This window comes from Roseateles sp., assembly GCF_039595295.1.
GTDB lineage: Bacteria > Pseudomonadota > Gammaproteobacteria > Burkholderiales > Burkholderiaceae_C > Roseateles.
This window is the reverse complement of sequence record NZ_JBCNLU010000028.1, coordinates 25,901-44,782: the sequence shown is the minus strand read 5'-3', so window position 1 is coordinate 44,782 and position 18,882 is coordinate 25,901. Positions and strand designations below refer to the sequence as shown.

General features: G+C 68.4%; 15 protein-coding genes. 12 read left to right on the top strand and 3 right to left on the bottom strand.

Features of this window, described 5'->3' with window-relative positions; translation table 11 throughout:
• Nucleotides 1-162 precede the first annotated feature (162 nt).
• Nucleotides 163-1,089, top strand: a complete 927-nt coding sequence (locus ABDW59_RS18235) for a LysR family transcriptional regulator (RefSeq protein ID WP_343631655.1) — start codon at nucleotides 163-165, stop codon at nucleotides 1,087-1,089.
• The gene (locus tag ABDW59_RS18230; RefSeq protein ID WP_343631653.1) at nucleotides 1,086-1,541 is read left to right on the top strand and encodes a DUF2214 family protein; all 456 of its coding nucleotides are present in this window, start codon (nucleotides 1,086-1,088) and stop codon (nucleotides 1,539-1,541) included. The genes ABDW59_RS18235 and ABDW59_RS18230 overlap by 4 nt, the downstream gene beginning before the upstream one ends.
• Before the next feature lie 124 nt (nucleotides 1,542-1,665).
• Here ABDW59_RS18230 and ABDW59_RS18225 read toward each other — a convergent pair whose 3' ends face one another.
• Nucleotides 1,666-2,001, bottom strand: a complete 336-nt coding sequence (locus ABDW59_RS18225; protein WP_343631651.1) for a PsiF family protein — start codon at nucleotides 1,999-2,001, stop codon at nucleotides 1,666-1,668.
• Between the two features lie 196 nt (nucleotides 2,002-2,197).
• Complete coding sequence (locus ABDW59_RS18220) at nucleotides 2,198-3,583, bottom strand: serine/threonine-protein kinase (protein WP_343631649.1); 1,386 nt, start codon at nucleotides 3,581-3,583, stop codon at nucleotides 2,198-2,200.
• Nucleotides 3,584-3,669: 86 nt separating this feature from the next.
• Between ABDW59_RS18220 and argS the strand changes: the two genes are divergently transcribed.
• The 9 genes from argS (at nucleotide 3,670) to ABDW59_RS18175 (ending at nucleotide 15,339) form a co-directional block, all read left to right on the top strand.
• A complete protein-coding gene (gene argS, locus ABDW59_RS18215) occupies nucleotides 3,670-5,400 on the top strand; it encodes an arginine--tRNA ligase (RefSeq protein WP_343631647.1) in 1,731 nt (576 codons plus the stop codon).
• A complete protein-coding gene (locus ABDW59_RS18210) occupies nucleotides 5,397-6,083 on the top strand; it encodes an SPOR domain-containing protein (RefSeq protein WP_343631645.1) in 687 nt (228 codons plus the stop codon). The genes argS and ABDW59_RS18210 overlap by 4 nt, the downstream gene beginning before the upstream one ends.
• A 122-nt stretch (nucleotides 6,084-6,205) precedes the next feature.
• Nucleotides 6,206-6,889, top strand: a complete 684-nt coding sequence (locus tag ABDW59_RS18205; protein WP_343631643.1) for a thiol:disulfide interchange protein DsbA/DsbL — start codon at nucleotides 6,206-6,208, stop codon at nucleotides 6,887-6,889.
• Nucleotides 6,890-7,047: 158 nt separating this feature from the next.
• The gene (locus ABDW59_RS18200) at nucleotides 7,048-7,968 is read left to right on the top strand and encodes an SPFH domain-containing protein (protein WP_343631641.1); all 921 of its coding nucleotides are present in this window, start codon (nucleotides 7,048-7,050) and stop codon (nucleotides 7,966-7,968) included.
• 20 nt (nucleotides 7,969-7,988) lie between these two features.
• Nucleotides 7,989-8,219: a hypothetical protein gene (locus ABDW59_RS18195; protein WP_343631639.1), complete on the top strand. Its 231-nt coding sequence runs from the start codon at nucleotides 7,989-7,991 to the stop codon at nucleotides 8,217-8,219.
• A gap of 170 nt (nucleotides 8,220-8,389) precedes the next feature.
• Nucleotides 8,390-9,697: a solute carrier family 23 protein gene (locus ABDW59_RS18190; RefSeq protein WP_343631637.1), complete on the top strand. Its 1,308-nt coding sequence runs from the start codon at nucleotides 8,390-8,392 to the stop codon at nucleotides 9,695-9,697.
• Nucleotides 9,698-9,869: 172 nt separating this feature from the next.
• Nucleotides 9,870-11,933: a tetratricopeptide repeat-containing diguanylate cyclase gene (locus ABDW59_RS18185; protein WP_343631635.1), complete on the top strand. Its 2,064-nt coding sequence runs from the start codon at nucleotides 9,870-9,872 to the stop codon at nucleotides 11,931-11,933.
• Nucleotides 11,930-14,134 (top strand): GGDEF domain-containing protein, encoded by a 2,205-nt coding sequence (locus ABDW59_RS18180; protein ID WP_343631633.1) that lies wholly within the window; start codon nucleotides 11,930-11,932, stop codon nucleotides 14,132-14,134. The genes ABDW59_RS18185 and ABDW59_RS18180 overlap by 4 nt, the downstream gene beginning before the upstream one ends.
• A gap of 212 nt (nucleotides 14,135-14,346) precedes the next feature.
• Complete coding sequence (locus ABDW59_RS18175) at nucleotides 14,347-15,339, top strand: tripartite tricarboxylate transporter substrate binding protein (protein ID WP_343631631.1); 993 nt, start codon at nucleotides 14,347-14,349, stop codon at nucleotides 15,337-15,339.
• A gap of 40 nt (nucleotides 15,340-15,379) precedes the next feature.
• Here the strand turns inward: ABDW59_RS18175 and ABDW59_RS18170 are convergent, their stop codons facing one another.
• Nucleotides 15,380-16,165, bottom strand: coding sequence for an exodeoxyribonuclease III (locus ABDW59_RS18170; RefSeq protein ID WP_343631629.1), 786 nt, complete (start codon nucleotides 16,163-16,165; stop codon nucleotides 15,380-15,382).
• A 381-nt stretch (nucleotides 16,166-16,546) separates the two neighbouring features.
• Between ABDW59_RS18170 and ABDW59_RS18165 the strand changes: the two genes are divergently transcribed.
• On the top strand, nucleotides 16,547-18,811 hold the full coding sequence (locus ABDW59_RS18165) for a TonB-dependent receptor (RefSeq protein ID WP_343631627.1): 2,265 nt from the start codon (nucleotides 16,547-16,549) through the stop codon (nucleotides 18,809-18,811).
• Nucleotides 18,812-18,882: the final 71 nt, after the last annotated feature.

Genomic DNA, 18,882 nt, shown 5'->3' with positions numbered 1-18,882 from the left:
GGACGATCCCCGGGGGATCGGTTGCATTCGACTGTAGGGCGGCTTGGCGGTCCGATTCATGTCGGCCCTGGTCGGAGATCCCTGACTTTTTCGCACGAATCGAACGGGCAAGGGTCTTCATTCATTGCCTGATGGGATGGAACGAGCCAACAATCGCCCGCCATGGACCGCCTCAAACAGATCGAGTCATTCGTGCTGGTCGCGACCAAGGGCAGCCTGACCGCCGCGGCACAAGCCGAGGGCGTCGCCCCGGCGGTGATGGGCCGGCGCATCGACGCGCTGGAGGCCCGTCTGGGCGTGAAGCTGCTCCTGCGCACGACGCGCAAGCTGACGCTGACGCATGAGGGCGTCGCCTTTCTGGAGGACTGCCAGCGCCTGCTGGTGGAGTTCGCCAGCGCCGAGGCCGCCGTCAGCGCGGGCGGCCTGCAGGCCAGCGGCCATCTGCGCATCACCGCGCCGGCGGGCTTTGGCCGGCGCCATGTCGCGCCGCTGGTGCCGGACTTTCTGGCGCAGCATCCGGAGGTCAGCGTGTCGCTGAATCTGAGCGACCGGGTCGTCGACATCGTCAACGAGGGCTTCGACTGCGCGGTGCGGGTCGGCGACCTCAGCGATTCCAGCCTGATCAGCTCACGGTTGGCCGACAACCGCCGGCTCTGCGTGGGCGCGCCCTCCTACCTGAAGCGCGCCGGCACGCCCAAGCACCCGTCGGAGCTGATGCGCCATGAATGCCTGACCTTGAGCTCCGACGCGAGCCAGACGCGCGGTTGGGCCTTCCGCATCGACGGGCAGGTGCAGCACTTGCGTCCGAGCGGGCGGCTCGACTGCAGCGACGGCCAGGTCCTGCACGACTGGTGCCGGCAGGGGCTGGGACTGGCGTGGCGCAGCACCTGGGAAGTGGCCGCGGCCATCGCCAAGGGCGAGCTGGTCAGCGTGCTGGACGACTTCGCCGCGCCGCCCAACGGGATCTTCGCGATGCTGCCGCAGCGCAAGCACCTGCCGCTGCGGGTGCGGCTCTGGATAGACTTCCTCAAGCAACACTACGGCAGCGCCGATTACTGGGCGCGCGCCTCCACCTGGGAGACCTCATGACGCAAGAAGCCCTGCTCGCCGGCCTGCACATCCTGGCGATCCTCAGCCTGGTCGTCTTTCTGTCCAGCCAGGCGGCGCTGTGCCGCATGGAATGGCTGAACGCGGCGGTGGTGCGGCGGCTCGCGCGGCTGGACGCGATCTATGGCGCGACCGCGGTGGCGGTGCTGCTCACGGGCTTGGCGCGCACCTTCTGGGGCATGAAGGGCGTGGACTGGTACTGGCACCAGCCGCTGCTGCATGTGAAGGTGACGCTCTTCGTCGTGATCGGGCTGATGTCGATCAAGCCGACGCTGACCTATCGCCGCTGGGTCAAGGCGCTGAACGCCGGCGCGGGCCTGCCGGCCGAAGCCGAGGTCCGCGCCACGCGTCGTCTCGTGATGATCCAGGCGCATCTGCTGATGCTGATCCCGATCGCCGCGGTCATGCTCGCGCGCGGCGTGTGGACGAAGTGAGGACGCTTGGCTCGGCCACGGGACGTGACGTCGGGTGGGGATGCTCCGCCAGGCGCAAACCGCAGTCATAGCAGCGCTATGGCGAGGATGTGCAACGACGCGGAGCGCCCAATCCGGCGTTGCGTCACTTGGCCGAGAGGCAGTCCTTCATGAACTTGTCATGCTCGGCCTTGCCCGTCTTGCCGGAGGCCTTGTAGTCCGCGTTGCAGGTCTTCATCTTGGTCTGCTGCGGCGTCATGGCGGTGGGCGCCGAAGCCGCCTCGCCCTTCAGGCAGGCGCTCATGAAGGTCTTCTTCTCGTCCTTGCCCATGCCCTTGGACTGCTTGCCGCAGTCGGACATGCGTTGTTGCTGCGGCGTCAGTTCCTTCTTCGGCTTCGCGTCGTCCGCGGCATGCGCGCCCAGCGAGGCCAGGGCCAGCGTCACGCCGGCGATCAGCGAGATCGGGGTCAGTCGGTTCATCACTCTCTCCTTCGGGGGCTAAGAAGCTAAGAAGCTTGGGGACTGGGTTGAGGAAAGGCCCTCGCAACCAGTTGAGCACAGCAACGACGACCTCTCAATCGCGGTTGACCGCTGTGGCGCGTTTGGCTCACCTGAACAAGGGGACTCGAACCAGGCAGCCCGTAACCACCCTGCCCCGACGCCGCGTGGGATCGCTTCAAAGAATCCGACGCGGATGAGCCAGCGCCTCATGCGCCAGATGGAGTCGCCTGACCAGAACCTGTATGAACGCCCGGTCAAAACGGTGCTGGCACTCGGGGCTCAACTGGCCCAGCGACTCCGGCGTGAAGGACACGGTCGTGCAAAGTTCGGTCACCCGGATGTCGGTGCTGTGGCGACGCAGATCGGGATTCGGCGCGAGGTAGGCCATCTCGCCGACCGAGGTCCCGGTGCCCAGCGTGGCCACCAGCCCGCCATCGCGCCAGACCTCGACCTGGCCCTGCGTGATGATGTGGAAGGTGTTGCCCTCCTGGCCCTTCTTGAACAGCAGGTAGTCCAGCGGATAGCGGCGCCAGCGCGCGCGCCGCACCACTTCCCACAGCTCGACGTCGCCGAAAGCGGCGAAGAACTCCAGCCCGCGCAGCAGGTTGAAACGCTCCGAGTCCTTGACCTCGTTGAGCCGCGCCAGCGGCACCAACTGCCGCGCGACCAGGTCCGACAGCGCCTGGCCGAAGGCCTCCCAGTCGGGATAGCGCTCATGCGGATGCTTGGCCAGCGCGCGCAGGATGACGGCGTCCAGCTCCGGCGTGACGCCCCCGCGCTGGCCCAGCAGCGACTGCGGCGCCTGGTGGTAGATCTGATGCATCAGCGCCATCTGGTTGGGCGCGTCGAACGGAGGGCGGCCGCAGACGAGGTGATAGAGCACCGCGCCCAGCGCATAGACGTCCGCCTGCGCGCCCACGTCGCCGCCCTCGATCTGCTCGGGCGGCATGTAGGCCAGCGAGCCGACGCGATGGACCTGCGTCATGTCCGCGTTCAGGTTGAGCGCGCTGCCGAAGTCGCTGACCTTCACGTCGGTGACTTGGCCCTGGTTGTCCAGCACCGCCAGCAGATTGGCGGGCTTGATGTCGCGATGGACCACGCCCTGGCGGAAGACGTAGGACAGCGCCATCGCGCACTTGAAGCCCAGTTCCACGATCTGGTCCAGCGGCAGCAGCCGGTCGCTGCGGCAGAAGTGCTTGAGCGTCACGCCATGGACGTACTCCATGACCAGGTACGGGAGGTCTCCGTCCTGCACCGCGTCCAGGATCTGGACGACGTTGGGATGCTGGAGCCGGCCAGCCAGCGCGGCCTCGGCGGCGAAGAAGCGGATGCTGAGAGTGTCTTCCTCGCTGCGGCCACCGACCGACCAGGTGCGCATGCGCTTGATCGCGACCTCCTGGCCCTTGAAGTCGTCCATGGCCAGGAAGACGTCGCTGGTCGCTCCCTCGCCCAGACGCCGCAGCACGCGGTATTTGCCGATCTGCTCCGGCAGGTCGGCCAGGCCGGTGAGGGTGGTGTCCTCGGGGAAGGCCGACAGGGGGGGATCGGTGGGGGGGCTCATCGGTGGGGGATCCTGCCCCAGGGGGATGACGCCCGCAAGAGGGCTCACGGTCTCTTACAGGGACGCGCCCCTTAAAATGCGCCCCCATGATCCAAGCCAAGCAGGAATTGCTCGCCGCCCTGGGGACCGTGCTCCAGACGCTGAGCCACGAGGCCGTCGCCAGCGGCACGATCGCCGCCGCCCCGGCCGCCGCGTTCGAGAACCCCAAGCAGGCCTCGCACGGCGACTACGCCTGCACGGCCGCGATGCAGCTGTCCAAGGCGCTGAAGAAGAATCCGCGCGAGCTCGCGCAGACGCTGATCGCCCAGCTGCAGGCCCAGCCCGCGTTCGAGCGCTGGGTCGAGGCGCTGGAGATCGCCGGCCCGGGCTTCATCAACATCCGCCTCAAGCCCGCCGCCAAGCAGGCCGTGATCGGCGAAGTGCTGGCCGCGACGACCGGCTTCGGTGGTCAGCCCGCGCGCGAGACCTCGGCCCTGGTCGAGTTCGTCTCCGCCAACCCGACGGGTCCGCTGCACGTCGGCCACGCGCGCCAGGCGGCGCTGGGCGACTCGCTGTGCCACCTCTTCGCGACGCAGGGCTGGAAGGTCAAGCGCGAGTTCTATTACAACGACGCGGGCGTGCAGATCGCCACGCTGGCCAACTCGACGCAGGCCCGCCTGAAGGGCCTGAAGCCGGGCGACGCGGACTGGCCGGAGTCGGCCTACAACGGCGACTACATCCAGGACATCGCCGACGCCTTCCTGCGCAAGGAGACGGTCAAGGCCGACGACCGCGAGTTCACCGCCAGCGGCGACATCGAGGACCTGGACAGCATCCGCCAGTTCGCCGTCGCCTATCTGCGCCACGAGCAGGACCTGGACCTGCAGGCCTTCGGTCTGCGCTTCGACAACTACTTCCTCGAGTCCTCGCTGTACACCGGCGGACAGGTCGAGGACGCGGTGTCGCGCATGATCGCCAACGGCAAGACCTACGAGGACGGCGGCGCGCTGTGGCTGCGCTCGACCGAGTACGGCGACGACAAGGACCGCGTGATGCGCAAGTCCGACGGCACGTACACCTACTTCGTCCCGGACGTCGCGTACCACGTCAACAAGTTCAAGCGCGGCTTCTCCAAGTGCATCAACATCCAGGGCACCGACCACCACGGCACGATCGCCCGGGTGCGCGGCGGCCTGCAGGCCACCGACGTCGGCATCCCCCAGGGCTTCCCTGATTACGTGCTGCACAAGATGGTCACGGTCATGAAGGGCGGCCAGGAGGTCAAAATCTCCAAGCGCGCCGGCAGCTACGTCACGCTGCGCGACCTGATCGACTGGACCAGCCGCGACGCGGTGCGCTTCTTCCTGATCAGCCGCAAGGCCGACACCGAATTCGTCTTCGACGTCGACCTGGCGCTCAAGGCCAACGACGAGAACCCGGTCTTCTACGTCCAGTACGCGCATGCGCGCATCTGCTCGGTGCTGCGCAAGGGCGCGGAGCAGGGCCATGACGAGGCCTCGCTCGCCGGCGCGGACCTGTCGTTGTTGACCGCCCCGACCGAGTACGCGCTGATGCTGAAGCTGGCGGACTATCCGCGCATGCTGACCGCTGCGGCGCAAGACCTGGCCCCGCACGACGTCGCGTTCTATCTGCGCGACCTGGCCGGTTCGTTCCACAGCTACTATGGCGCCGAACGCGTGCTGGGCGACGACCCGGCCCTGTCGCGCGCCCGGCTCACGCTGCTGGCGGCCACGCGCCAGGTGGTCCGCAACGCGTTGGCGGTCCTGGGCGTGTCGGCCCCGGACGTCATGGAACGTGACTCGCAGGAGCAGCAATGAGCAAGGAGAAGCAGCGCGGCGGATTCGCCATGGGCCTGATCGTGGGCCTGCTGCTGGGGCTGGGGATCGCGCTGGGCGTGGCGCTGTACGTGACCAAGGCGCCCGTGCCCTTCGTCAACAAGCTCCCGCAACGCACCGCCGAGCAGGACGCGCAGGAAGCGGAACGCAACAAGAATTGGGACCCGAACGCGCCGCTGGCCGGCCGCGCCGGTGCCAAGGCCGCCTCGGGCGTGCTGACCCCCGCCCCTGCGCCGACCACGCCCGCCCCGGCGGTGACCGCCGGCACTACGCCCGCCCCCGCCGTCGAGGGCCGCCCGATCGAGCGCCCCGCCACGACCCCGGCCGTGCCGGCCGCCAAGCCTGAGACCAAGCCCGCGGAGACGCGTCAGGCCGACGCCAAGCCGGCGGAGTCGCGCAGCGCCGACGGCGCGCGCTCGGATGGCTCCAAGGGCAGCTTCTTCGTCCAGGCCGGCGCGTTCACGCGCATGGAGGACGCGGAGCAGCAGCGCGCCAAGCTGGCGATCCAGGGTTTCTCGGCCAAGGTGATGGAGCGCGAGCAATCGGGACGCACGGTGTACCGCGTCCGGTTGGGGCCTTTCGACACGCGAGACGAGGCCGAATCCCAGCAGAAGAAGCTGACCGAAGCCGGCGTCGAGGCCAATCTGGTGGCGATTCAGCGCTGAAGCGCCGCACACGCGCTTGCCCGTGGAGGGGGTGCGCGCGTTAATCTCGCCATAAGTCTCCGTTCTTAGGATGACCGCCGCCTGCCGGGCCGCCCGCTGCCCGGCCACAACAAGGAATCAAAATGAAGCGTCGCGAATTCACCGCCCTCACGGCCCTGTCGACCGCCGGTGCCGGCACCCTGTCGCTGGCGTCCCTCCCCGCGCAGGCGCAGGGCGGCCCGATCGAGGGTCGCCAGTACGTCAAGCTGGCCACGCCGGTGCCTCAGTCCACGCCCGGCAAGATCGAAGTGATCGAGTTCTTCTGGTATGGCTGCCCGCATTGCTACGTGTTCGAGCCCAGCATCGAAGCCTGGGCCAAGCAGCTGCCCGCCGATGTCGTCTTCCGCAAGGTCCACGTCGCCTTCCGCGAGAACGTGAAGATCCACCAGCGCCTGTTCTTCACGCTGGAAGCGATGGGCAAGGAGGCGCAAGTGCGCCCGGCCATCTTCAACGCGATCCATCGCGGCGGCCAGTCGCTGACCGACCCGAAAGCGATGGCCGACTTCCTGGCGCCGCTGGGCGTGGACAAGGCCAAGTTCCTCGAGAACTACAACTCCTTCACCGTCCAGACCAAGTGCCAGCAGGCCACCAAGCTGCAGGACCAGTACAACATCGACGGCGTCCCCACCGTCGCGATCGGCGGCCGCTTCATGACCTCGCCCGCGCAAGCCGGCTTCGGCGTGCGCGTCAGCGAAGAGGAACTGGGCCAGCGTTGCATCGCGGTGTCCAACTTCCTGCTGGACCAGGTTCGCAAGAAGAAGGCCTGATCGCTTTCCCTCCGCTCCGAGGCGCCCCACGTGGGCGCCTTTTTCATGGCCGCGTCCTGGCCGTCGTCCCGGCAGCGACTCCTTCCCTTGGGGGAGGGGCTTGCGGAAACGGGTGAGCAGCGCTTAAAGTGATATCACCATTTTTGGGAGAAACGGTGATGAGCACCACGGCGGTCACTCGCAAGGACGAGCACAAGAACACCACCCCGCAGGAGCGCAGCGGCGGACACATGAACGGCTATGCCAGCTTCACCACCGGCGTGCTGCTGGTGGGCCTGGCCATCCTGCTGGTCGCCACGAAGAACGTGTTCGTCGTGGGGCTGTTCTGGGTCGTGCTGCTGCTGGTCGTCGGCCTGGTGCTGATGACCGGCCTCTACATCCAGCAGCCCAACGAGGCACGCGTGCTGACGCTGTTCGGCCGCTACGTCGGCACCGATCGCAACTCCGGCCTGCGCTGGACCGTGCCGCTGCTGATGGCCAAGCGCCGCGTCTCGCTGCGCGCCCACAACCTGAATGCGCCCACGCTCAAGGTCAACGACAAGCGCGGCAATCCGATCGAGATCAGCGCCGCCGTGGTCTGGCGTGTCGAGGACACGGCCCGCGCCGTCTTCGAGGTCGAGAACTACGAGCAGTACGTCAGCATCCAATCCGAGGCCGCCATCCGTCACCTGGCGGCGCAGTTCGCCTATGACGAGGGCGAGGACACTGGCGAGCGCGAGGTCACGCTCCGCGGCGGTACCGATGAAGTCATCGCGGCGCTGACGACCGAGCTGCGCGAGCGTTTCCGCCCGACCGGCGTCTCGGTCGAGACCGCCATGCTGACCCACCTGGCCTACGCGCCCGAGATCGCCCAGGTCATGCTGCGCCGCCAGCAGGCCGAGGCCATCATCAGCGCCCGCAAGAAGATCGTGCATGGCGCGGTCAGCATGGTCGAGGAGGCGCTCAAGGGCCTGAGCGAGCGCGAGATCGTCCAGCTCGACGACGAGCGCAAGGCGGCGATGGTGTCCAACTTGCTGGTGGTGCTGTGCTCCGACAAGGACACCCAGCCCATCGTCAACGCGGGGACGCTCTACAACTGAGCGTCCTGATCGCTGTCGCCATGGCCAGTCCCGCCAAGAAGCAGTTTCCGCTCCGTCTCGATCCCGCGCTGTGGGACGAGATCGAGCGCCTGGCCGCGCGCGAGCTGCGCTCCTCCAACGCACAGATCGAGCTGCTGTTGCGGGAGGCGCTCAAACGCCGTGGGATCAAGCCGGAGGAGACGCCGGCGCCGCGTCGGGGCCGACCGCCGGCGGCTGACAGCGAAGCGGGGGGCGATCCAGTGCCCGAATGACGAACATGACGGCATTGGGCGGCGATTTGACGTGATGCGCGCTCAAAAGCGAGCATGCTGTGCAAGGCCGCGTCAAGCCTCCGACGGGAGCCCCGTCACCGGACTTGTCCGGGGTAGCGATCACAGGGTCCCTCACTACACTCGATGGCTCCCAGCATTGAGGTAAATCCATGGCGTGGTTGATGCGCTGGCGGCCGGTGACCGTCGGCCCCGAGACAGCGGTAGCCCCTGACGAGCGCCTGTCCTGGCCGCAAACTGCGGCACTCGGTGTGCAACACGTCATCGCGATGTTCGGCGCCACCGTGCTGGCGCCGCTGCTGATGGGCTTCGATCCGAATGTCGCGGTGCTGATGAGCGGCGTCGGCACGCTGCTGTTCTTCTTCCTGGTCGGCGGGCGGGTGCCCAGCTACCTGGGCTCCAGCTTTGCGTTCATCGGCGTGGTCATCGCCGCGACCGGCTACGGCGGCAGCGGCCCCAATCCCAACCTCGCGGTCGCGCTGGGCGGCATCGTCGCCTGCGGCGTGCTGTACACGCTGATCGGGCTGGTCGTGTCGGCCTCGGGCAGCGGCTGGGTCGAGAAGCTGATGCCGCCGGTGGTCACCGGTGCGGTCGTCGCGGTGATCGGCCTGAACCTGGCGGCGGTCCCGATCAAGAACATGGCGCCCACGCCCTTCGACGCGTGGATGCAGGGCGCGACCTTCCTCAGCGTCGCGCTGGTGGCGGTCTTCGCGCGCGGCATGCTGCAGCGGCTGCTGATCCTGGCCGGGCTGATCCAGGCCAGCCTGATCTACGCGCTGCTGACCAACGGCTTCGGACTGGGCAAGCCCATCGATCTGTCGGCGGTGATCGCGGCGCCCTGGTTCGGGCTGCCCCATTTCCAGATGCCGGTCTTCGAGGGCCAGGCCATGCTGATGATCGCGCCGGTGGCGCTGATCCTGGTGGCGGAAAACCTCGGCCACCTGAAAGCGGTCGGCGCGATGACCGGTCGCGACATGTCGCCCTATCTGGGCCGCGCCTTCATCGGCGACGGTCTGGCCACCATCGTCAGCGGCGCGAGCGGGGGCACCGGCGTCACCACCTACGCCGAGAACATCGGCGTGATGGCCGCCACCCGCATCTACTCGACGGCGGTCTTCGTCGTCGCGGCGCTGATGGCCTTGCTGCTTGGCTTCTCGCCCAAGTTCGGCGCGCTGATCCAGGCGATACCTTTGGCGGTGATGGGCGGCGTCAGCATCGTCGTCTTCGGCCTGATTGCCGTGGCGGGCGCCCGCATCTGGGTCGACAACCGGGTCGACTTCCGCGACCCGCGCAACCTCATGGTGGCCGCGATCACGCTGATCATCGGCACCGGCGATTACACGCTCAAACTGGGTGCGTTCACCCTCGGCGGCATTGGCACTGCCACTTTCGGTGCCATCCTGCTGCAGGCGCTGCTCGCACGGGCGCGTCCCGCGCGCGACACGCCCTCGGCGATGTAATTCACCGAAGCCCGCGCGGCGCGAAGTCGTGCACGCTTCACGTCCGCAACTCGTCAGCCCCTCAAGTAACAAGACGTACAACACGACATCAGGTTCGATGAGCATGGCAGGGGTTCCGCAAACGACAGGCAAGAGCGAGGTAGCGCCGCAAGGCGCTGGCCTCGCGCGCGCCTTGGCGGCATCCGGTCGCAGGCCGCTGGCGGCGCTGCTGCTCGCGGTGGCGGGCGCGGCAGCCGGGCTCAGCGGCTGCGATCGCGGCCCCGCCGCCGACGCGGCGCCCATCGAGGTCCGCGACCGCGCGCTGCAGGCCGAGCTCGAACAGCAGGAGCGCATCGGCACCGCGCATCCGCGCGAGCACGCCAAGGAGCTGGCGGCGCTGGAAGCCCGTGCCGCGCCGGGCAGCGCCGAGCGGCTGGAAGCGCTCAGCCAGCGCGCGGCCTTGCTGGCGCAGGTGCGTGACCGGGCCGGCCATGAGGCGGCGGTGGAGGCGCTCAAGCAATGGCCGGAGTCCTCGCCCGTGCGGACGCAGGTGCCGCTGGCGCTGAAGCTGGCCAAGGCGCAATGGCTCAAGGCCAACGGCGAGCTCGGTGCCGGCGTGCGGCTGCTGGGCGCGCTGAGCGAGCTCGACGCCGCCAAGGCCGATGCGCGGCTGCTGTGGCGCGCCACCGCGCTGCTGGCCTACATGCAGGGCGATTACGGCGAGGTGGATGCCTCGGTCGAGAGCGGGCTCAAGGCGCTGGACCAGGCGCGGTCGATGAATTCGAGCTGGCGCGCCGCGACCGCACAGGCCACGCTGGCCTTCAACTACTTCCGCAGCCAGCAGATCGATCACGCCAAACGGACCGCGCAAGAGGGGCTGGCCGCGGCGCAGCAGGATCCGGATCCGGTGTTGATGTACTCGCTGCACACGATCCGTGGGATCGTCTATTCGCAAGACGGCGACGCCAAGGTCAGCCAGACGGCGCGCGAGCAGGCGCTGCAGTACGCCCGCGAGGCGCAGTCCCCGACACTGCAAGCGCTGGCCATGGGCAATCTGGCCGACTACGAGCTGCGCAGCGGCAACTTCCCGCGCGCGTTGGCGCTGTCGGAGCAAAGCCTGGCCCTGGCGCGCGACAGCCAGGAGATCTCCACCGAGATCCTGGCGCGGCACAACATGGGCATCGCCAAGATCGGCATGCGGCGGCTGGAGGAGGGCAAGCGCGACGTGCTGCAGGCCATCACCATGGACGCGCAGCGCGAGGCCGGCAGCTACACCGCCGACGCCTGGCTGGAGCTGGGCACTTATCTGGAGCAGGCCGAGGACCTGGCCGGCGCGACCGACGCTTTTCATCGCTCGCGCAAGCTTTTCGATCAGGTGCTGCGCGACGAGACCCGCAAGGCGGTGCTGGAGGCGCAGGCGCGCTTCGAGGACCAGCAGCGCCAGCGCGAGATCCGGCTGCTCAACCAGGACAACAGCCTCAAGACGGAGCAGATCCGCTCGCGGGACCTGCAGCTCAAGCTGTGGGCGGAGGTGGGCGGTTGCGTGCTGCTGTCCGGCGCGCTGCTGGCGCTGGCCTATCGGCGCATCCGCCGGACCAACGCGGCGCTGGCGCAGACCAATGAATCGCTGCGGGTGCAAAGCGAGCGCGACCCGCTCACGGGGCTGGCCAACCGCCGCCACTTCCAGCAGGCCATCGCGCAGCACACCCGCGATCAGACGGGATTGCGCGGCAGCCTGTACCTGATCGACATCGACCACTTCAAGCGCATCAACGACCAGTGGGGCCACGCGGCCGGCGACACCGTGCTGGTGGAGGTCGCCCGGCGGCTGCGCAGCGTGCTCCGCGAGCAGGATCTGGTGGTGCGCTGGGGCGGGGAGGAGTTCCTGATCCTGGTGAAGTCCGAGGACCCGGAGGCCGCGCGTCAGCTCGGCCAGCGGCTGCTGGACCAGATCGGCGGCACGCCCGTCGATCACGGCCCGCTGCGCATCCCGATCAGCGCGTCCATCGGCTTCGCCAGCTTCCCGATGGCGCCGCAGGATCTGCTGCTGGAGTGGGAGCGCGCGATCGATCTGGTGGACACGGTGATGTACATGGCGAAGGCGCACGGCCGCAACAAGGCCTACGGCGTGGCCGCGATGGCGGCGCGCGATCGCGATCAACTGCTCGCGCTGGCAGCCCGTATCGAGTCGGCCTGGCATCAGGGCCAAGTGCAGCTGGTGAGCCTGCTCGGTCCGGTGCAGGAGGGGCGCGCATGAGGCGAGGCCGCCCGATGGGGCTCGCGCGCAAGCGCGGCCCTCTGATGAGCCGGGCCTGGACGGGCCGCGGCGTGGTGATCGCCGTGGCGGGCGTTCTCGCGGGATCGCTGCCGCTAGCCCCGGACCTGAGCGCGGCCGCCGTGCCGCGCTCGGTCAATGTCACCGCGCCGATCACGGAGGCTTCGGGGGCCGCGTCCGCCAAGCCGGTGCCCGCGCCGACCGGCGCGTCCACCTCGCCGAGCGGCGTGCTGCCGGTGCCGGATCGCGCGCTGGATGCGCAGCTCGCGCAACTGGATCGGCTGGGCCTGAACGAGCCCGACAAGGCCGCGCAGCAGCTGCGCGTGCTGCTCGCCGAGTCCGCGCATGCGGCGCATCGCGCGCACATCGAGTACACGCTGGGCCGGGTCGAGTCCTCGGCCGGGCATCCCGACGAGGTCCGCCGCATCGCCGCCGCGCTGCAGGAGCGCCCCGGCGGTCGCGCGCTCGCGCTGGTGCTCCTGGCCGAGCAGCAGGACAGGCTCGGCCAGACCGGCCGCGCCGGCGGGCTCGCGCAACAGGCGCTGCAGCTGCTGTCGCCGGAGTGCCCGACGCCGCAGGGACAGTCCTTGCCTGCGGGCTGCGACGCGCGCGTGACCATCCAGGCGCTTCGCCTGGTGGCGCGGGCCGAGGCGGCGCGGGGCGAGTCCGCCTTTGTCGAGACCTCGCTGCGGCGCGCGCTGACCTTGGCGCAGACGCTGCAGGATCCCAATACCAGCGGCCTGCTGATGGCGCAGTTGGCCTACAACAGTCAGGTGCGCGACGAGCCCGCCGCGGCGCAGCAGTGGCTGGCGCAGTCCTGGCAGCTGGCGCAGGGCGACGTGCTCGCGATGAGCCGCGCGCGCATGTACGAGTCCATGGTGGCGTCGCGCCGCGGGGACCGCGGGCTTCAGCAGACGGCGCTGGAGGAGGCGCTGCGGCTGGCGCGGCAGGCCGGCGCGCGGCGCGATGTCGCGCAGATCCAGAACAACCTGACCGACTTTCACATCCACACCGACCAGGCGGCCGCCGCGGTGCGGGTCGCACGAGAGGCGCTGCCGGTCCTGCAGTCTTACAACGACCAGGCGGCCGAGCGCACGCTGCGCCACAACCTGTCCGTGGCGCTGGTGCTGCAACGTCAGTTCGAGCCGGCGCGACGCGAGATCGCGCGCGTGATCGAGCTCACCGTCGGCGACAACGACCCGGTGCGCCGCGCGGTGCAATTGCGTGAGCTGGGCGAGGCCTACGCCAAGGTCGGCCAGTGGCGCGAATCGCTGCGGCTGTATCACGAGGAACGTGCGCTCAGCGCCGCGACCGCGCAGCGCAACCGCGAGTCCTCCCTGCAACAGCTGCGTCTGAAGTACGACAGCGAGGCCAAGCAGCGCGACCTTGAGCTGCTGCGGCGCGATCAGGCGCTCAAGGATCAGGAGCTCGCCAACCGCAGCTTGGCGCAGTACGTGGGCGTCGGGCTGGCGGTGCTGCTCGGGCTGTCGCTGGTGCTGATCGGCGTGATGCTGGCGCGGGTGCGCGAGGCCAACCGCAAGCTCAAGGCGAATCAGAACCTGCTGCGCGCGCAGAGCGAGCGGGACCCGCTCACCGATCTGGCCAATCGTCGGCACTTCCTGGCGGTGATGGACCGGCATGCGAAGGACATGTTCACCGGCGCGCTGCTGATGATCGACATCGATCACTTCAAGCATGTCAACGACCGTCACGGCCATGCGGCAGGGGATTCGGTGATCGTGGAGGTTTCGCGGCGCATCAGCGCGGCAGTGCGGCAGGAGGATCTGGTGGTGCGCTGGGGCGGGGAGGAGTTCCTGGTCTTCGCCCGCAACGTCGCGCCGGAGCAGCTGCGGCTGCTGGCCGAGCGCATTCTGTTCAGCGTCGGCCAAGAGCCGGTGCAGACGGCGGGAGGCGCGCTGCGGGTGACGTGTTCGATCGGCTTCGCGCATTTCCCGCTGCCGCCGGCGCTGCTGGCGCTGCATTGGGAGCAGGCGGTCAACTGGGCCGACATGGCGCTGTACACGGCCAAGTCGCAGGGGCGCAATCGCGCGCGCGGCATCGTCACGGTGGAGGCCGGCGACGCGCAGGCGCTGATCCAGATCGAGGCCGACTTTGACGCGGCCTGCAGCTCCGAGCGCGTGCAGCTGCAGACCATCCTCGGCCCGGCGCAACCGCCGGCCTGAGCGGGCGGCTCACTGCCACGTTCCCACCCTCTCCCCCGCCCTCTCCCGCCCCGCGGGCGAGGGGGTAATACATCGCCATCGCCGGCAACTGCGGTCGCTGCACGAGTCACTCCCTCGCCCGCTTGCGGGAGAGGGCTGGGGAGAGGGTCTTCCGGCTTGGCGCTCCGATGACTGCCTCCCATACTGACCGCATCACAACGAGGAGACGCCCCATGAGCCTGAACCGTCGCGCGTTGCTCGCGCTGTCCTCCGCCGCCTGCTGGCCGAGCCTGTCCCGCGCCCAATCCGCTTGGCCGGCGCGGCCGCTGCGCATCGTCGTGCCCTTCCCGCCGGCGGGCACGACCGACATCCTCGCGCGCGCATTGGCGCCGGAGCTGCAGAAGGCGCTCGGCCAACCCGTGGTGATCGACAACCGGCCCGGCGCCGGCGGCAACACCGGCGCCGCCGACGTCGCCCATGCCACCGACGGCCACACCCTGGTGATGGGCACGGTCGGCACGCACGCGATCAACGCGTCGCTCTATCCCAAGATGCCCTTCGACCCGGTGAAGGACTTCGCGCCCGTCTCACTGGTCGCGGCGGTGCCCAACGTGCTGGTCATGAATCCGCAGCGGGCGCAGTACTACAACGTGAACAGCGTCGCCGACCTGGTGCGCGCCGCCAAGGCCAATCCCGGCAAGATGAACATGTGCTCCCGCGGCAACGGCACCTCCATCCACTTGGCGGGCGAGCTGTTCAAGACGCTGACCGGGACCTACATGGTCCACTTCCCCTACCGCGGCTCGGGGCCGGCGCTGATCGACCTGATGGGCGGCAACATGGACCTCATGTTCGACAACCTGCCCTCGGCGTTGCCGCACATCCGCTCGGGCAAGCTCAAGGCCATCGCCGTGACCAGCGCCCGCCGCAGCGAGGCCCTGCCCGACCTGCCCACCATCGCCGAGAGCGGCGTCCCCGAACTCAAGAGCTACGAGGCCTCCTCCTGGTTCGGCCTGCTGGCGCCGAACACGCAGCCGGCCGATCAGGTCGCGCGCTTGCAGCGCGAGGTGGCCAAGGCGCTGGCCACGCCCATGATGAAGGAGCGGCTGGCGGCGCAAGGTGCCGTGCCGGGCGGCAACACCAGCGCCGAGTTCGCCGCGCTCATCGCGAGCGAGACGGCCAAGTGGGCGAAGGTGGTGAAGGCCTCAGGCGCCAAGGTCGATTGAGCCTGGGCAAGACCTGACATCGGATCGATGCGCCGCTCGATCAGATCTTGAAGTCGTAATCGATGGTCAGCGGTGCGTGGTCGCTGAAGCGCTGGTCGAGGTAGATCGCCTCGCGCGTGGCCAGATGCGCCATGCCCGGCGTGGCCAAGTGGTAGTCCAGACGCCAGCCCACGTTCTTCGCCCAGGCCTGGCCGCGATTGCTCCACCAGGTGTACTGCTCGGGCTTGTCGTTGAGCGTGCGGAACACGTCGACCAGCCCGACGTCCTGCTCCAGCAGCTTGGTCATCCAGGCGCGCTCTTCCGGGAGGAAGCCGCTGTTTTTCTGGTTGCCCTTCCAGTTCTTGAGGTCGATCTCCTTGTGGGCGATGTTGACGTCGGCCACCAGGATGAATTCGCGCTCGGCGCGCAGCGCCATCAGGTACGGATACATCTCCGCCAGGAAGCGGAACTTGGCGGCCTGGCGCTCCTCGCCGCTGGAGCCGCTGGGGAAGTAGCAGCTGATCAGGCTGAGCTTGCGGCCTGGCTTGTCGAAGCGCTTCTCGATCCAGCGCCCCTCATGGTCGAACTCGCTGCTGCCGAATCCGACGATCACGTCGCTGGGGGTCTCGCGGGTATACAGGCCCACCCCGGAGTAGCCCTTCTTCTGGGCGTAATGGAAATGGCCGGTGAGCTTGTCGTAGCCGTTGAACTGCGACTCGACCACGTCGGCCTGGGCCTTCAGTTCCTGGACACCGACCACGTCGGCTTGCTGCGGGGGCAGCCAGTCGAAGACGCCTTTGGTGGCGGCGGAGCGGATGCCGTTGAGATTGAGGGTGATGAAGCGCATGGCCGGTCGATTCCTGAGAGGCCGGCAGTATCGCAAAGCCGCTCTCTGAACCTGACAGCAGGGACGCGGTCCGAGCCGGGAGGGTCGGCCTCACGCCGTCTTCATGCGGTCTTCACGCCCATAACCCGGCGCCGCCGCGCCAACCTCGCCCATCCGGGCGAGGGGCGCCGGGGTGCGGTGTTTCGACAACAGTTCCTGCACCGCAATGGTGCCAAGGGTGACGGCGTGATGACGAAGTTGCCAGAATCGCGCTCACGCGCCGACCAGCGCCCCTCCATTTCCCCTCTTCTGCTCGCGTCGATCCTGGCCGTTTCCACCCGTTTCGCGCCCTTGCCGCCTCGACGCCAGCCCCCGGTTTCATTGACCCCCCGGAGTTCATCCATGAATCGAATCGCCACCCAGCGCGCCGCTCGTCCGGCGCTGCGCGAGGCCGCCGCGGCCGTGTCGCTGGCCCTGCTCGCCTGGCCCGCCTTCGCGCAGGAAGCTGCGCCGGCCGCCGAGGCCGCCAAGGACAAGAGCCAGCTGGAGACGGTGACCATCACCGCCGAGCGCCGCGTCGAGAACATCAAGGAAGTGCCGAACGCGGTCACCAAGATTTCGGGTGAGAAGCTGGACGTGCTGAACTCCAGCGGCCAGGACGTGCGCTTCCTGTCGGGCCGCGTGCCCAGCCTGAACATCGAGTCCTCCTTCGGCCGTGCCTTCCCGCGCTTCTACATCCGCGGCTACGGCAACACCGACTTCCGCCTGAACGCGTCGCAGCCGGTCTCGCTGGTCTATGACGACGTCGTGCAGGAGAACCCCATCCTGAAGGGCTTCCCGGCGTTCGACCTGGCCGCCATCGAAGTCGTGGCCGGTCCTCAGGGCACGCTGTACGGCCGCAACACGCCGGCCGGCGTGGTGAAGTTCGACTCGGTGAAGCCGTCGCATCGCCAGGAGGGCTACGTCAATTTCTCCTACGGCAACTACGGCACGACCAACTTCGAGGGCGCCGCCAACCTGCCGCTGACCGGCGACTGGTCGGCGCGCGTCTCGGCGCAGATCCAGCACCGCGACAACTGGGTCAAGAACGAAGTGCCGGCCGGCAAGACCGGCAAGATCGAGGGCTACGACGACCGCGCCGTGCGCGTGCAGGCGCTGTACGAGCCGCACAAGGACTTCAGCGCGCTGCTGAACTTCCACGGCCGTGACCTGCAGGGCAGCGCGCGTCTGTTCCGCGCCTCCATCATCAAGCCGGGCACCAACAACCTAGTCGACGGCTTCGATCCGGAGAAGGCGTACACCGACGGCGTGAACGAGCAGAACCTGCATTCCACCGGCGGCAGCGCGCGTCTGCGCTGGGGCCTGGGCGACATCAATCTGTACTCGATCACCGGTTTCGAGTCGGTGCGTCCGTTCAGCCGCGGCGACGTGGACGGCGGCTACATCTACGGCCAGACCCGTCCCTACAACCAGGAAGGCCTGGCGGGCTTCCCGAGCGAATCGTCCAGCTCCATGACCGGCCATCGCCAGATCACGCAGGAGTTCCGCGTCGAATCCGCCGCGGCCGGCCCGCTGCGCTGGCAAGGCGGCCTGTACCTGTTCGACGAGCGCTACACCGCCCGCAGCACCGACTACACGACCTCGACCGGCGCGGCCGCCGGCTACGTCGACACGTATCAGAAGAACACCGCCTGGGCGGCGTTCGGCTCGGTCAACTACGCGGTGACCAAGGACTGGGGTCTGCGTGGCGGTATCCGCTTCACGAAGGACAAGAAGGACGTGTCGGTCAGCAGCAGCTACACCGACCTGAACACCAGCACCGGCACGACCGCGCATACGTCCGACTCCAAGTGGAACTGGGACGTGTCGACCACCTATGCGGTGACCAAGGACACCAACGTCTACGCCCGCGTGGCCACCGGTTTCCGTGCCTCGTCGGTGCAGGGCGCATCGCGCTTCGCGGGCCAGTCGCAGGCCACGCCGGAGAACGTGACCTCCTACGAGATCGGCGTGAAGTCGGACCTGTGGGATCGTCGCGCGCGTCTGTCGGCCAGCGTTTTCGACTACACCGTCAAGGACCTGCAGCTGACCGCGGTGGGCGGCCAGAACAACGCCAACCGTCTGCTGAACGCCAAGAAGGCCACCGGCAACGGCGTCGAGCTGAACCTGGAGCTGCTGCCCATCGATCAACTGCTGATCACGGTCGGCGGCAGCCTGAACAACACCAAGATCCGTGACGCCTCGCTGTCGCTGCCCGCCTGCGGCGGCGGCTGCACGATGCTGGATCCGCTGGTGGCCGGCTCCACGACCAACTACAGCATCGACGGTAACAGCCTGCCGAACGCGCCCAAGTGGGTGGCCAACCTGACGGCGCGTTACTCGATCCCGACCCCGGCCGGCAACGAGTTCTACATCTACACCGACTGGGCCTACCGCTCGAAGGTCAACTTCTTCCTGTACCAGTCGACCGAGTTCACCGGCAAGGCGCTGACCGAAGGCGGCCTGCGCGCGGGCTACGTGTGGAACAACGGCAAGTACGAGGTGGCCGGCTTCGTCCGCAACATCACGAACCAGATCCGCGTCACCGGCGCGATCGACTTCAACAACCTGACGGGCTTCATCAACGACCCGCGCACCTACGGCGTCCAGTTCAAGGCGCTGTTCTGATCGGGCGCGGCGCAAGCCGCGTTTCGTCGCGCGACGTCAATCCCACGTTGGCGTCCTCGCAGGCCCGCTCT